This is a genomic window from Amycolatopsis sp. NPDC101161, assembly GCF_044768185.1.
Taxonomy (GTDB): Bacteria; Actinomycetota; Actinomycetes; order Mycobacteriales; family Pseudonocardiaceae; genus Amycolatopsis.
The window spans coordinates 2,020,600-2,033,859 of the sequence record NZ_JBIWPI010000001.1 but is presented as its reverse complement, the minus strand read 5'-3'; the positions used below and the strand labels follow the sequence as shown (position 1 = coordinate 2,033,859).

The 13,260-nt window shown below is 72.6% G+C and carries 13 protein-coding genes; 6 read left to right on the top strand and 7 right to left on the bottom strand.

What is annotated here, in order from left to right:
• Position 1 precedes the first annotated feature (1 nt).
• Both ligD and ACIRSS_RS09985 read right to left on the bottom strand, forming a co-directional pair.
• On the bottom strand, positions 2-1,006 hold the full coding sequence (gene ligD, locus ACIRSS_RS09990) for a non-homologous end-joining DNA ligase (protein ID WP_400892851.1): 1,005 nt from the start codon (positions 1,004-1,006) through the stop codon (positions 2-4).
• Positions 1,003-2,082 (bottom strand): ATP-dependent DNA ligase, encoded by a 1,080-nt coding sequence (locus tag ACIRSS_RS09985; RefSeq protein WP_400892848.1) that lies wholly within the window; start codon positions 2,080-2,082, stop codon positions 1,003-1,005. The genes ligD and ACIRSS_RS09985 overlap by 4 nt, the downstream gene beginning before the upstream one ends.
• A gap of 54 nt (positions 2,083-2,136) precedes the next feature.
• Here ACIRSS_RS09985 and ACIRSS_RS09980 point away from each other — a divergent pair, with 54 nt between their 5' ends.
• Together ACIRSS_RS09980 and ACIRSS_RS09975 are read left to right on the top strand one after the other, a co-directional pair.
• Complete coding sequence (locus ACIRSS_RS09980) at positions 2,137-2,643, top strand: DinB family protein (RefSeq protein WP_400892846.1); 507 nt, start codon at positions 2,137-2,139, stop codon at positions 2,641-2,643.
• The gene (locus ACIRSS_RS09975; RefSeq protein ID WP_400892843.1) at positions 2,643-3,566 is read left to right on the top strand and encodes a squalene cyclase; all 924 of its coding nucleotides are present in this window, start codon (positions 2,643-2,645) and stop codon (positions 3,564-3,566) included. The genes ACIRSS_RS09980 and ACIRSS_RS09975 overlap by 1 nt, the downstream gene beginning before the upstream one ends.
• Here ACIRSS_RS09975 and ACIRSS_RS09970 read toward each other — a convergent pair.
• The gene (locus tag ACIRSS_RS09970) at positions 3,563-4,723 is read right to left on the bottom strand and encodes a DUF1015 family protein (protein ID WP_400892841.1); all 1,161 of its coding nucleotides are present in this window, start codon (positions 4,721-4,723) and stop codon (positions 3,563-3,565) included. The two genes, ACIRSS_RS09975 and ACIRSS_RS09970, sit on opposite strands and share 4 nt — an antisense overlap.
• 125 nt (positions 4,724-4,848) lie before the next feature.
• Between ACIRSS_RS09970 and ACIRSS_RS09965 the strand changes: the two genes are divergently transcribed.
• Positions 4,849-6,363, top strand: a complete 1,515-nt coding sequence (locus ACIRSS_RS09965; protein ID WP_400892838.1) for an MDR family MFS transporter — start codon at positions 4,849-4,851, stop codon at positions 6,361-6,363.
• Here the strand turns inward: ACIRSS_RS09965 and ACIRSS_RS09960 are convergent.
• From ACIRSS_RS09960 to ACIRSS_RS09950, 3 genes are all read right to left on the bottom strand, one after another.
• The gene (locus ACIRSS_RS09960; RefSeq protein WP_400892835.1) at positions 6,360-8,318 is read right to left on the bottom strand and encodes a HelD family protein; all 1,959 of its coding nucleotides are present in this window, start codon (positions 8,316-8,318) and stop codon (positions 6,360-6,362) included. The genes ACIRSS_RS09965 and ACIRSS_RS09960 overlap by 4 nt on opposite strands.
• 64 nt (positions 8,319-8,382) lie before the next feature.
• On the bottom strand, positions 8,383-9,264 hold the full coding sequence (locus ACIRSS_RS09955) for a TIGR03854 family LLM class F420-dependent oxidoreductase (RefSeq protein ID WP_400892832.1): 882 nt from the start codon (positions 9,262-9,264) through the stop codon (positions 8,383-8,385).
• Between the two features lie 35 nt (positions 9,265-9,299).
• Positions 9,300-9,737, bottom strand: a complete 438-nt coding sequence (locus ACIRSS_RS09950; RefSeq protein WP_400892828.1) for a MarR family winged helix-turn-helix transcriptional regulator — start codon at positions 9,735-9,737, stop codon at positions 9,300-9,302.
• Between the two features lie 79 nt (positions 9,738-9,816).
• Here ACIRSS_RS09950 and ACIRSS_RS09945 point away from each other — a divergent pair, with 79 nt between their 5' ends.
• From ACIRSS_RS09945 to ACIRSS_RS09935, 3 genes are all read left to right on the top strand, one after another.
• A complete protein-coding gene (locus ACIRSS_RS09945) occupies positions 9,817-10,194 on the top strand; it encodes a DUF5313 domain-containing protein (RefSeq protein WP_400875908.1) in 378 nt (125 codons plus the stop codon).
• Positions 10,195-10,210: 16 nt separating this feature from the next.
• Positions 10,211-11,146: an RluA family pseudouridine synthase gene (locus tag ACIRSS_RS09940; RefSeq protein WP_400892825.1), complete on the top strand. Its 936-nt coding sequence runs from the start codon at positions 10,211-10,213 to the stop codon at positions 11,144-11,146.
• A 152-nt stretch (positions 11,147-11,298) separates the two neighbouring features.
• Entirely contained in the window at positions 11,299-12,351 is a 1,053-nt protein-coding gene (locus ACIRSS_RS09935; RefSeq protein WP_400892823.1) for an acyl-CoA dehydrogenase family protein, read from the top strand.
• On the opposite strand, the gene ACIRSS_RS09930 is transcribed toward ACIRSS_RS09935, so the two are convergent.
• Positions 12,306-13,253: a cupin domain-containing protein gene (locus ACIRSS_RS09930; RefSeq protein ID WP_400892821.1), complete on the bottom strand. Its 948-nt coding sequence runs from the start codon at positions 13,251-13,253 to the stop codon at positions 12,306-12,308. The two genes, ACIRSS_RS09935 and ACIRSS_RS09930, sit on opposite strands and share 46 nt — an antisense overlap.
• Between the last annotated feature and the right edge of the window lie 7 nt (positions 13,254-13,260).

Genomic DNA, 13,260 nt, shown 5'->3' with positions numbered 1-13,260 from the left:
CTCACGCCTTCTTCGCCCGGCTCGGCGCCACCCGCGGCGGCTCGTTCGGCATCTTCGGGTACACCGGCGGCCACGGCGCGTCCATCAGCCCGTTCGCCATGTCCACTTCGGACATTTCCAGCAGCGGCCCGATCGACTGCGGCCGCTCCCCCGCCCCGGCCCACGGGTCGCCGCGCTCGGCCACCCGGGCCGGCACCGTGCTCAGCGTGAACGAGTCCGGCTCGACGCCGTCCAGCTCGTCCCACGCGATCGGCGTGGACACCTGGCCACCTACCCGCGGCCGCACGCACCACGTGCCGAACACGGTCTTGTGCGGCGCGTTCTGGTTGAAGTCGACGAACACGCGCGAGCCGCGTTCTTCTTTCCACCACTGCGCGGTGATCTTCTCCGGGTGCCGCCGCTCGAGGGCCCGCGCGAGCGCGACGGCCGCGGCCCGCACCTGGAAGCTGTCCCAGCGCGGCTCGAGCATCACGTACAGGTGCAGCCCCCGCGACCCGGACGTCTTCAGGTGTCCTTCGATGCCGTGCTCGGCCAGGAACTCCCGGGTCAGCAGCGCGGCCTCGCGCAGCTCGTCGAACCCGATCCCGGGTGACGGGTCGAGGTCGACGCGCAGCTCGTCGGTCACCTCGGGCGTGTCGGCCAGGTACGGCCAGACGTGGAAGCCGAGGCACCCGAGGTTCACCGCCCACAGGATGTGGGCCAGGTCCTTGGCCACGAGCGCGTCGCTCGTGGTGCCGTTCGGCGTGGAGACGACCGTGGTGCTCAGCCACGGCGGCGCGCCCTTCGGAACGCGTTTTTGGAACCAGTTCTTGCCGCCCGCGCCGTCCGGGTAGCGCTCGAGCAGCAGCGGACGCCCGCCGAGCCGGGCCAGCAGCGGCCCGGAGATCGCCCGGTAGTACTCGACGAGGTCGAGCTTCGTCTGCCCCTGCTCCGGGAAGTAGACCTTGTCCGGGCTGCTGATCTTGACCTCGACGCCGTCGACGTCGAGCAGCATCGCCTCGCTCATCGCGCCTCCCCGAACAGCTTGGCGAGCTCGGCGGGCGGTGCCTCGTCGAGCTGGGCGTACGTGCACGACTCCGGCGTGCGGTCGGGCCGGAACCGGACCAGCCGCCCGCCGTGGCGGAACCGGCCGCCCTGCAGGTGCTCGTAGCGGACCTCCGCCACCCACTCGGTCCGCAGCGGCTCCCAGGACAGGTCCTTCTGCGGCGCCCACCGGCTCATCGCCCCCGGTTTGCGCCCCGGATCCGGCTCGTACTCCGCCCAGGTGCGCCACGGATGGCTCTCCAGCGCGTTCTCGCGCAGCGGCGCCAGCTCCTCGACCAGCTCCGCGCGCCGGGCCTTCGTGAAGCTGCTCGCCACGCCGACGTGGTGCAGCACGCCCTCGTCGTCGAACAGCCCGAGCAGCAGCGAGCCGACGCCCACGCCGTCCTTGTGCCACCGGAACCCGGCGACGACGCAGTCGGCGGTGCGCTCGTGCTTGACCTTCAGCATGACGCGTTTGTCCTGCTCGTACGGCAGGTCGCCGGGCTTGGCCATGACGCCGTCGAAGCCCGCGCCCTCGAAACGGGTGAACCAGTCCTCGGCCTGGGCGGGGTCTTCGCTCAGCGGCGTCAGGTGGACGCGCTGGAGGCCCTCGGCGTCCGTGCGGAGGATGCTTTCCAGCTGCTCGCGCCGCTCGCGGAAGGGCGCCTCGGTGAGGTCGGTGTCGCCGAGGGCGAGCAGGTCGAAGGCGATGAAGCTGGCCGGCGTCTCCTCGGCCAGCTTGCGCACGCGCGACGCCGCCGGGTGCAGCCGCAGCTGCAGCGTCTCGAAGTCGAGCCCGGCCGGGGTGACCAGCACGATCTCGCCGTCCACGACGCAGCGCGGCGGCAACGCGGCGGCCAGCAGCTCCACCAGCTCCGGGAAGTAGCGGGTCAGCGGGCGGTCGTTGCGGGAGCCGAGCTCGATCTCGTCGCCGTCGCGGAACACGACGCAGCGGAAGCCGTCCCACTTGGGCTCGTACAGCAACCCCGGGTCACGAGGCACCTCGTGCACGGCTTTCGCGAGCATCGGCCGCACGGGCGGCATCACGGGCAAGTCCACCGCGCGAGCTTAAAACACAGGTACGACATTTCCCGGCGTGATAGACACTCCCGCGTGACCACCGAACGCCCCGAACCACCCCTGACCGGGGGCGAGCGCGAGATGCTGCGCACGTTCCTCGACTTCCACCGCGCCACCCTCGCCATGAAGTGCGACGGCCTGTCCGACGAGGACCTCCGCCGGGCGTCGAGCCCGCCGTCGACGTTGTCCCTGCTGGGCCTGGTCCGGCACATGGCCGAAGTGGAGCGCACCTGGTTCCGGCGGGTGATCAACGCCGAGGACATCCCGCTGCGGTGGTCCCCCGAAGGGGACTTCCAGGCCGCCTACGACGCGAGCTCGTCGACCCGCGCGGAGGCCTTCGAAGCGTGGCAGGCCGAAGTGGAACAATCGCGCAAGATCGAAGAAGCCGCCGAGTCCCTGGACGTCACCGGGCACCAGGCGCGCTGGGGCGAGGACGTCTCGCTGCGGCTGGTGATGCTGCACATGATCCACGAGTACGCGCGGCACAACGGCCACGCCGACTTCCTGCGCGAAGCCATCGACGGCGTCACGGGGGCCTGATGGACCCGCTCGCCTGGTTGCGCGACTCCGATCCGGCCCTGCGCTGGCAGGTCGAGCGCGACCTGGCGGACGAACCACCCGAGGTCTGGGAAGCCACGCGGGCCCGGATCGCCACGGAAGGCTTCGGCGCCCGGCTGCTGGCCCTGCAGGACGCGGACGGCCAGTGGGCGGGCGGCGCGTTCTTCCCGGCGGGCTTCCGCGGCGGCGAGGCCCAGCCGTGGACGGCCACGACGTGGACGCTGAACTCCCTGCGCGAATGGGGCCTGGACGCCTCGGCGTTGCGGGGTACCGCCGCGCTGCTGGCCGAGAACAGCCGGTGGGAGTACGAAAACCTGCCCTACTGGGCCGGCGAGGTCGACTGCTGCATCAACGCCTGGACGCTCGCCAACGGCGTCTGGCTCGGCGCGGACGTCGCGGGGATCGCGGCGTGGTTCGTGGACCGCCGGCTGCCGGACGGCGGCTGGAACTGCGAGTGGGTCGAGGGCTCGACGCGCTCGTCCGTCCACTCGACACTGAACGCGCTGAAGGGCCTTCTGGCGTTCGAGCGGGCGACCGGCGGCACCGACGCCGTGCGCGAGGCTCGCCGCTCCGGGGAGGAGTACCTGCTGGAGCGCCGGCTCACCCGGCGGTTGTCGACGGGCGAGCCGATCGCCCCGTGGCTCGGCGAGTTCTCCTACCCGATCCGCTGGCACTACGACGTGCTCAACGCGGCTTCGTACTTCCGCGACGCGGACCGCCCCGACCCGCGCCTGGCGGAGGCGATCGAGCTGATCCGCGCGGCGAGGCAGCCGGACGGGACGTGGCTGCAGACCGAGCGGCACACCGGCCGCGTGTGGTTCGACGTGGACGTCCCGCCGGGCGAGCCGTCGAAGTGGCTGACGCTGTTCGCGACCCGCGTCCTGAACTGGTGGGACGCCCGCTAGAGCTCCGCCAGCACCAGTCCGCTGCGCGGCTTGGGCGTGAAGTACGTGGCCTTCCGCGGCATCCGCCGTCCCTCCGCGTGCACGGCGAGGACGTCCGTGTACCGCACCGGCGCCAGCAGCACGACCGCGTCCGCGCCGGCCGGCACCGGACGTCCCGCCGGCAGCGGCCGGACGCACGGCCCGTCCGGGTCCACGCCCAGCGCGTCGGCGAACAGGACCCGCTCGACGACCTCGTGGTCGATCACCGGCCACGGCCAGTCCGGGACCGGCAGCGGGATCCGCAGCACCGCCGCGCCCGCGCGGACCACCACTTCCCCCGGGACCGGCACCGCGTGCTCGTCGTACCGGACGTCGAGCCCGGCCGCGGACCAGCGCGTCACGAGGTCCTCCGGGCCGAGCCCGGTGCCCGTCAGCACCCGGTGGATCGCGCCGATCCGCAGCTGCGGCCCCGCCGTGACCAGCGCCAGCAGCGCGCCGTGGCCGGCCGCCGCGGCCGCCGCGACCCGGTGGTTGCCGTCGGCCACCAGCAGGTCGGCCGCGGCGACCGCGGCCAGCAGCCGGTTCTGCAGCGGGCCCGGCGGCACCACCCACAGGTCGTGGCGCCGGCCCGCCGCGTCCGAAGTGGACAGATCGGGCAGGCCGAGTCCGGCGCACGCGCGTTCGACCTGCTCGGTCAGCAGGTCGCCGCCGGAAGCGGGGACGAGCATCGCCGCGCTCGTCGCGCAGCCGAGCCCGGCCAGCACCGCGGCGCGTTCGGCGACGACGTCGGCGTAGACGTCCTCAGTGTGCCGGACCCGCGCGGCGCCCTCGTCGGTCACCGCCGCCGGGTCGACCAGGCAGAGCAGCCCGAGCGCCACGCCGTCCGGCCCCTCGATCCGGTAGGGCGCGACGACCTCGCGCACCGGCCGGTAGAACCGCTTGCGGAGCCGTTCGAGCACGGCTCGCGCGACCGGGACGGCATCGGCCAGGCCGAGCCCGCGCGCGAGCGCCGCCGGCGTCCGGGCCGGGTGCTGCACGGCCAGCAGGCTGTCGGCGGCGCCGGGCGCGGCCAGCGCCGCGACCACGCGGTCGGGTTCGGCGAACTCGTCGACGTCGGGGCCGGGCACCGCGTCGCGCACCACCCACCCCTGCCCGATCGGGCGGATCCAGTCGCTCATCCCACCCATCTTCCGGGATGCGCTGTGTGACGGAAATTCACTGGGGTCCGCCGCCCCCGGATGGAATGCTTAGGTCAGCAAAGTAGTTGACCCCGGTCATGACCCTCCCGAGGAGCAGCCCGCCGATGACGACCGACGCCGCCACCAGCGCGAAGGGGGTCGGTTTCCGGTCGGAGCGCGGCCCGGTGCTGATCGCGGTCATGCTCAGCACGGCGCTCGTCGCGCTGGACAGCACGATCATCGCGACCGCCGTCCCGTCGGTGGTGCGCGACCTCGGCGGGTTTTCGCAGTTCCCGTGGCTGTTCTCGATCTACCTGCTCACCCAGGCGGTCACCGTCCCGCTCTACGGCAAGTTCGCCGACGTCCTCGGCCGCCGCCCGGTGATGTTCTTCGGCATCGCGGCGTTCCTGGTCGGCTCGGTGCTGTGCGGCGCCGCGTGGAGCATGCCGGTGCTGATCGCGGCGCGTGCGGTGCAGGGCATCGGCGCCGGCGCGATCCAGCCGATGTCGATGACGGTCATCGGCGACCTCTACACGGTGGAGGAACGCGCCCGGGTGCAGGGCTACGTCGCGAGCGTCTGGGGCATCGCGTCGGTCGTCGGCCCGACGCTGGGCGGCCTGTTCGCGGAGTACCTCGACTGGCGCTGGATCTTCTTCATCAACCTCCCGCTGGGCGCGATCGCCGCGCTGATGCTGCACCGCAACTTCGCCGAGAAGGTGGAGCGCAAGGCCCACAAGGTCGACTACCCGGGCGCGGCGCTGCTGACGATCGGCTGCTCGCTGGTGATCCTGGGCCTGCTCGAAGGCGGCGTCGCGTGGGCGTGGGGGTCGCTGCCGAGCGTGGCGATCTTCGTCGTGGGCGCGGTGCTGCTCGTGGCGTTCGTGCTGGTGGAGAAGCGCGCCGCCGAGCCGGTGCTGCCGCTGTGGGTGTTCACCCGGCGGATCCTGGTGGGCGGCAACCTGCTGGCCGTGGTGGTCGGCGCGGTGTTGATGGGGCTGACGTCCTACCTGCCGACGTACGCCCAGGGCGTCCTCGGCGCGGGCGCGCTGGTCGCCGGGTTCGCGGTGGCCGCCCTGACGGTCGGCTGGCCGATCTCGGCGTCCCTGGCCGGCAAGATCTACCTGCGCATCGGCTTCCGCGACACGGCCCTGATCGGCACGGTGTTCGTCGTCGGCGGCGGTGTTCTGGTGGCGCTGCTGGACGCGTCGTCGTCGCTGTGGGCGGCGGCGCTGGCGGCGTTCGTCCTGGGGCTGGGCCTGGGCATGACGTCGAGCCCGACCCTGGTGGCGGTCCAGTCGGTGGTCGGCTGGGACCGCCGCGGCGTGGTGACGGCGACGAACCTGTTCAGCCGCTCCCTGGGCAGCGCGGTGGGAGCGGCGGTCTTCGGCGCGATCGCCAACGCGACGCTGGCCTCGCGGTTCGCGTCGCCGCCGGCGGAGGTGGCGGGCAAGCTGCCGCCGTCGGTGGACGCGACGAGCCTGGTCCTGGGCAGTCATTCGGATTCGCCGGTGGCGACGTTCGTGCGAGGTGCTTTGGCGGAGGCGACGCACTACGTGTTCGTCGGGCTGCTGGTGGTGGCCTCGGTGTCCGTGGTGGCGCTGCTGCTCATGCCGCGGAAGACCGAACAGCTGGAGTTCTAGGCGCTCCGGACGGCCAGCGAACGCAGCTCCGGCGGCACCGGGCCCGGGTGCACGACGCCGAGTCCGCGGGTGGCCCGCGTCATCGCCACGTAGAGGTCGGCCGGATTGGCCGCGAGGATGGCCGCCGGATCCGCGATCACCACCTCGTCGAACTCCAGGCCCTTCGCCTCGGCCGGGGTCAGCAGCACGACGTCGTCGGTGAGGTCCGGCGGCACCGGCAGGGACAGCGCGGCCGCCAGCTCATCGGTCCGCGGCGCGATGATCGCCAGCTTGCCCCCGGTGTGCGCGCCGGCCAGCGCGGCGAGCGTGCCGGGCAGGTCCGCGGTCCGCACGCGCCACGGCACTTCCCCGCTCTCGCGCACCGACCGCGGCGGGCGCACCGCCGGGTGGTGCGCGGCGAGCAGCTCGCCCGCGACCGCCATGATCTCGGCCGGGGTGCGGTAGTTGACGGTCAGCTCGGCGAGCCGGTGCGGCCGCGGCACGCGGTCCCACGACGTCGCGCCCGCCGCCGTCCCGGTCTGCGCCAGGTCGCCGACGACGGTCATCGACCGGGACGGGCAGCGGCGCGCGAGCATCCGCCAGTCCATTTCGGACAGTTCCTGCGCCTCGTCGACCACCACGTGCCCGAACACCGGGACGCTCGCGCCGACCAGGGCGGCGGCTTCGTCGAGCAACGGGACGTCCGCGGCGCTCCACGGCCCCGCGACGACGTCCGCCGGAGTCAGCGGCGGCCACAGCTCGTCGAGCACGTCCCGGACGCCGGCGTCGCCGAGGAGCGCCGTCCGTACGGCTTCCCGGTCCTCGTCGTCCAGCAGCAGGCGGGGCCCGTCGTCGTCCTCGGGGCCCAGCACTACGCCCGCGCCGGCGAGGGCCCGCAGGTCGGCTTCGCTCAGCCGGCCGTCGGCGCTGCCGCCGTCGAGCGCCTCGCCGGTCTCGGTGAACACGACCGCCTCCATGCGGTCGGCCAGTTCCCCTGCGAGCGTGCCCACGACCTCCCGGTGGAACACCAGCCGCGCCGGGTTGTGCGGCAGCCCGGCTTCCCGCGCCTTCCGGACAGCCCGGCGGACCACCGCCGGCTCCAGGCGCAGGACCTGCTGCTCGAACTCGACGTCGACCGGCTCGTCGGGTACCCGGACCGTCGCGCGCACCAGCGCGGCCAGCTCGGCCGCCATGTCCGCGCGGCCCTTGCGGACGGCTTCGCCGGCCGAGTCCACTTCGCTCACGACGATGCCGGGCACGAGGTCGGGCACGGTCGCCGTGACCACCCGGTCCTCGCCGAGCCCCGGCAGCACCTGGCCGATGTAGTCGAGGAACACGCGGCTGGGGCCCAGGACGAGCACGCCGCGGGTCCGCAGGTGCTCGTGGGTGTAGAGCAGGTAGGCGACGCGGTGCAGGGCGACGGCCGTCTTGCCGGTGCCCGGTCCGCCCTGCACGACGAGCACACCGCGGGCGTCGTCCCGGACGATCCGGTCCTGCTCGGCCCGCAGGGTCGTGACGACGTCCCGCATGCGCCCGGTCCGCTCGGCCGTCACCGCGGCGAGCAGCGCCGCTTCGCCCACGAGCCCGTCACCCGGTGCGTCGAGGTCGAGCAGTTCGTCGTCCAGCGCGACGACGGTCCGCCCGCGCGTGGTGATCCGCCGCCGGCGCACGACGTCGCCGGGTTGGGCGGCGGTGGCGGTGTAGAACGGCCGGGCGGCGGGCGCGCGCCAGTCGACCAGCAGCGCCTCGTCGTCTTCGAACAGCCCGAGCCGTCCGATGTGGACCCGCCGGCCGCCGGTCAGGTCGAGCCGCCCGAAGCAGAGCCCGTCTTCGACCGCCGTCAGCCGCGCCAGCTCGGCCTGCCACACGTCCGCCGCGTGCCCGCGGGCGAGTGCGGCGGCCGCTTCCTCGCGCAAGGCGTCCAGGCGGGCGTAGAGGGTGTCCAGGTGGTCCTGCTCGACGGCGAGTTCACGCATGCCGACGAGGGTGCCCGCGAACTCGCGAGAAGTGCAGTCTTGTTCTTCTTGACAGCCTCAGCCGTCAGTTCTGGAGCGGCACCAGCTCGGTCTGGAACTTCTCCAGGAAGTCGTCGAAATCCCCGTGTCCAGGCCGGATCACGAACTTCGACAGCCCGGCCTCGATGTGCTGCTCGACGAGCCTTCGCGCCTCGGCCCAGCTCGTCGCCACCAGGTCGGTCACCGGCACGCCCGGGTTCCGCCGGGCCGCCGCGGCCGACAATTCGGCGGACAGACCGTGCTCCGCCACTGCCAGGCTCAGCCCGAAGTGGTCTTCCTCGATTTCGCGCCCGGCCTCGGCCGCGGCCTCCTGGATCGCCAGCCGGGCGTCGCGCGCCTGGGCCGGGGTGAGGAAGCTGCCCAGCCACCCATCGGCCAGGCGGCCCGTACGACGCAGAGCCGCCGGGGCGGAGCCGCCCAGCCAGACGTCCAGGCGCTTCGCCGGACGCGGTCCCAGACGGACTTCGGAAACCTGGAAGAACTCGCCGTCGAAGGACACTTCGTCCTCTTCGAGGAGGCGGCGCAACAAGGTCAGGGACTCGTCGAACACCGCCGCGCGCCGGCCCGGCGGCACCGGGAACAGGTCGTGCTCCGCTGCGCGCGCCGGACGCAGCCCGAACACCGGCAGCACCCGCTTCGGCGCCAGGCCGGCCAGCGTCAGCAGCTGCTTGGCCACCAGCACCGGGTGCCGGCCGGGCAGGATCGCGACACCGGTGCCGACCTTGAGCTTCGACGTCCGCGCGAGCGCGTGCGCCATGCCGATCATCGGGTCGACCTCGGGCGAGTACACCAGCTCGGACAGCCACAGCGAGTCGACGCCGGCGTCCTCCAGCCGCTCGGCCAGCCCGGCGAACTCCGCCGGCCCGGTCCCCGCCCCCGGCGCGACGCCCAGCCTGATCTTCAGCACACTGTGCTCAACCCGGCCCGGCGGCGGGGCATTCCTCAGGCGGTGGCGTCGATGACCCGGGTCAGCACGCCGTGGAGCGCCTCCAGCTCGGCGACGTCCATCCCGAGCGTCTCGACCACCTTGTACGGGATCTTCTCCGCCTCGGCACGCAGCGCGCGCCCCTTGGCGGTCAGCTCGACCGTCAGCTGCCGCTCGTCCTCGCGGCTGCGCGTGCGCGTGACGTACCCGAGCGCTTCGAGCCGCTTGAGCAGCGGGGACAGCGTCGCCGGCTCGTGGCGCAGCGTCGTCCCGAGGTCCTTCACCGACCGCGGCGACCGCTCCCACAGCGCCAGCATCACCAGGTACTGCGGATGGGTCAGGCCGTAGGGCTCCAGCAGCGGCCGGTAGATCGCGATCACGCTGCGCGAAGCCACCGACAGCGCGAAGCACACTTGCCGGTCCAGCTTCAGCGGGTCTTCACCCAGGTCGATCATGGCGCGATCCTAACGTGGCCCACGAGACAATTAGTACACTAACTATTAGTGTACAGTAGTCCTCATGGAACGACCTGGTTTGCTCCGCTGGTTCGGCTACGCGGTCGGGGTCAAGCTGCCGGCCCGCTACAACGACTGGGCGCTGCACGACGCGACGTCGAAGCACTGGCGGGCCCGGTACGTGCTGCAGCGTTCGGTCGGCATCGTGCCGCTGTGCGCGGTGTGGCTGCTGCTGCCCGGCTCGATCTGGCTGCGGCTCTCGCTGGTCCTCATGGCCGCGCTCGTGGCGTACTTCTACTCCTGCGCGTACATGGAGGAGAGCGTCGAGCACCGGCTGGGCCGGCAGGGCTTCCCGCACCACACCGGACGCCGCATCCGCGCCGAGGCCGCCGAAGCGAAGAACGCCGAGGCGACCGCCCGCTACGTCGCGCGCTACCGGACGCCGTCGGAGGGTTAGCTACAGTCGGGGGACGATGAGACGCAAGCTCCGGCCCCCGATCCCGCCCCGCCACGGGCTCGAGCCCGCCCGGCTGAAACTGCCCGACGGCGAGTGGCCGACGCTGCTGGCGCACCTCGTCGACCGGCTGCCGAGGGTGACGCCGGACCGCATCGAGCAGATGTTGCGCGAAGAACGCATCCACGGCTCCGACGGCCCGCTGGGCGTCGACACCCCGTACGCGCCCGGCTCGTTCATCTGGTTCCACCGCGACCTGCCGGACGAGGTGCCGGTGCCGTTCGAGATCCGCGTCGTGCACCGCGACGAGCACCTGCTGGTCGTCGACAAGCCGCACTTCCTGGCCACCATCCCGCGCGGGCAGCACATCCTCGAGACGGCGCTCGTGCGGCTGCGCCGGGACCTCGACCTGCCGCACCTCTCCCCCGCCCACCGCCTCGACCGCGTCACCGCGGGGCTGGTGATGTTCGTGATCACACCGGAGCTGCGCGGGAAGTACCAGACGCTCTTCCGCGACCGGAAGGTCCACAAGGAGTACGAGGCGATCGCGCCGTTCGACGCCGCTTTGGAGCTGCCGCGGACCGTCCGGAGCCGGATCGTCAAGGAACGCGGGGTGCTCGCGGCGCAGGAGGTGCCGGGCGAGCCGAACGCCGAGACGCACGTCGAGCTGGCCGAGCACCGCGGCGGCCTGGGCCGCTACCGGCTGACGCCTTCGACCGGCCGCACGCACCAGCTGCGCGTCCACCTGAGCGGCCTGGGCATCCCGATCCTCGGCGACGACTTCTACCCGACGCTGCGCGAAAAGCCCCTGGGGGACTTCACGAAGCCGCTGCAGCTGCTGGCGCGGGTCGTCGCGTTCGACGACCCGGTCACCGGGACGCCCCGCCGGTTCACCAGCGGGTTGCGTCTGACCGCCTGGGAAGACCTCGACGCGTGGGCGGCGCCCCCGGCGTGAACCGGGAACGCCGCGGCCAGTCCTCATTGGACGGTCCTCGAGATGGACCGGAACGCCCCTGCTTCCGGTCAGGACACTGCCGACCCAAAGTCGTATGAGCGTGGGCCGCGTGCTTATGGCCGCCCACGCGGCCCGGCGATACCGTCGCAGAAGTGATCGACATCCTCGCCGCGAACGCCGAGCAGACCGAACTTCGGAATCGGCCCACCGCGGCCAGCCTGGAGGCCGCCCGCTCCCTCGGTGCCTTCGCCCTGCTCACTCCGGCCGCGTACGGTGGCTCCGCCGAGAGCGTGAGCGACATCGTGCGCCTGATCGCCGGCCTCGCTCGCGGCTGCCCCTCGACGGCCTGGGTCGCGAGCACCTCCATGACCGCCAAGAACATGCTCGCCTTCGGCGACTTCGGCGACTCGGCGATGAAGGAGGTGTTCGCCGACCCCGACGCCGTGTTCTGCGGGGTCGGCGAGCCGGCCCACGGGAGTGTGCGCCGACCTGACGGCGTACTGCTGAACGGCCGCTGGAAGGTCGTCTCGGGATGTGAGGACGCGACGTGGGGCTCGTTCGGCGCCATCGTGGACGGTGAGTTTTCGCTCGTGGTCCTGCCGATGGCCGAGCTGATCATCGAGCGGACCTGGGACGTGGCCGGGATGCGTGGCACGGGCAGTCACTCGGTGGTGGCCGACAACGTGCTCGTCCCCGCGGAACGCGTGGCGTCCGGCCCGACGCTGCACTACCCGCCGGACGCGAGAACCCTGCAGCTGTGGGGGCTCAGCGCGCTGGCACCCGTCGTGGGCGCGACGTTCGGCGCCTTGGCGGTGATCGAGATGATGTTCGCGTCCGACCGCAAGCCGTTCTTCACGGCGTATGCGCGGATGAGTGACTCCCCTGGCGCGCGGCACTGGCTCGCCGAGGCCACCACCTTGGCCCGGCGCGCCGAGCGGACCATGCTGGAGCTGGCCGCGAGGGTCGACGAGGACGCCGAGATCACCGCCCTGGACAGCAGCCGCATGCAGCAGGACCGGGCCGTCGCGGCGGCTGACTGCCGCGCGGCGATCGAGCGCATGCTCGACCTGCACGGCGCGAGCGGGTTCAAGACGGCCAACCCGCTGCAGCGCTTCTGGCGCGACGTCGCGGTGGCGGGCCGTCACCCGCAGCTCAACCCCTACCTCGCGGTCGAAGGGTACGGCCGGGCACTGACCGGCGGCTGACGCGCGACGGCGCCGGCCGCCGAGTCGCGGCGGAAGCGACCCGGCGGCAGCCCGTACTCGCGGCGGAACGCCTCGGAGAAGGCGAACTCCGTCGAGTAGCCGACCTCGCGCGCGATGGTGGCCAGCGGCGCTTCGGTCGTCTGGAGCAGCCGGGCACCGCGATCCATCCGCCAGCTGATCAAGTACCTGATCGGTGACTGACCGACCAGCGCGGTGAACCGCCTCGTGAAGGTCCTGCGGGACATCCCCACGGACTCGCTCAGCCCGCCGACCGTCCACTGCCGCGACGGGTCTTCGTGGATCCTCCGGAGAGCGGCGGCGACCGCCGGATCGCCGGCCACCGGCCATCCGGTGTCGGTGTGCTGTTCGTGCCACTGACGCAGGACGTGGACCAGCACCAGGTCCAGCAGCGCCGACAGCGTCGCCTCGCGGCCCATCGCCCGACCGGACACGTCCGCGCGGAGGAGATCGACCAGGGTGCGCACCTCGGGATGGCGGGCGTAGTCCAGCGACAGGACCGCGAGGTCGGGAAGCGCGCGCAAGTACTGCGGTGCTCGACCACGTTCGAGCACGTAGCAGCAAGTCAGGAACTCGAAAGCGGCGGGTTCCGCGGCCGGCGGCAGCGGCTTCAGGTCCACCGGTGCCAAGTTTTCGAGCGCCTGGGGGATGTGACTGAGGCCGTGCTCGCCACCGGACGAGCTGAGCACGACGTCACCCGGCGCCAGCGCCACCGGCTCCTCGCCCTCCGTGATCAACCAGCAGGTGCCGCGCACGACGACGTGCACGCCGATCCCGGAGATGGCGGGAAGCCGCAGCCCCGCGGAACCGGACTGCCTGATCAGCCGGCCGTAGGCGCTGCCGGCCCGTACCGTGCGGATCACCTCGCTCATCAGATCAGCCACGGATCTC

Bases quoted from the DNA above. Each gene is read 5' to 3' on its own strand.
- ACIRSS_RS09940 (WP_400892825.1), top strand. From the start codon at position 10,211: ATGAGACGCAAGCTCCGGCCCCCGATCCCGCCCCGCCACGGGCTCGAG.
- ACIRSS_RS09960 (WP_400892835.1), bottom strand. From the start codon at position 8,318: ATGCGTGAACTCGCCGTCGAGCAGGACCACCTGGACACCCTCTACGCC.
- ACIRSS_RS09950 (WP_400892828.1), bottom strand. From the start codon at position 9,737: ATGATCGACCTGGGTGAAGACCCGCTGAAGCTGGACCGGCAAGTGTGC.
- ACIRSS_RS09975 (WP_400892843.1), top strand. From the start codon at position 2,643: ATGGACCCGCTCGCCTGGTTGCGCGACTCCGATCCGGCCCTGCGCTGG.
- ACIRSS_RS09965 (WP_400892838.1), top strand. From the start codon at position 4,849: ATGACGACCGACGCCGCCACCAGCGCGAAGGGGGTCGGTTTCCGGTCG.
- ligD (WP_400892851.1), bottom strand. From the start codon at position 1,006: ATGAGCGAGGCGATGCTGCTCGACGTCGACGGCGTCGAGGTCAAGATC.
- ACIRSS_RS09970 (WP_400892841.1), bottom strand. From the start codon at position 4,723: ATGAGCGACTGGATCCGCCCGATCGGGCAGGGGTGGGTGGTGCGCGAC.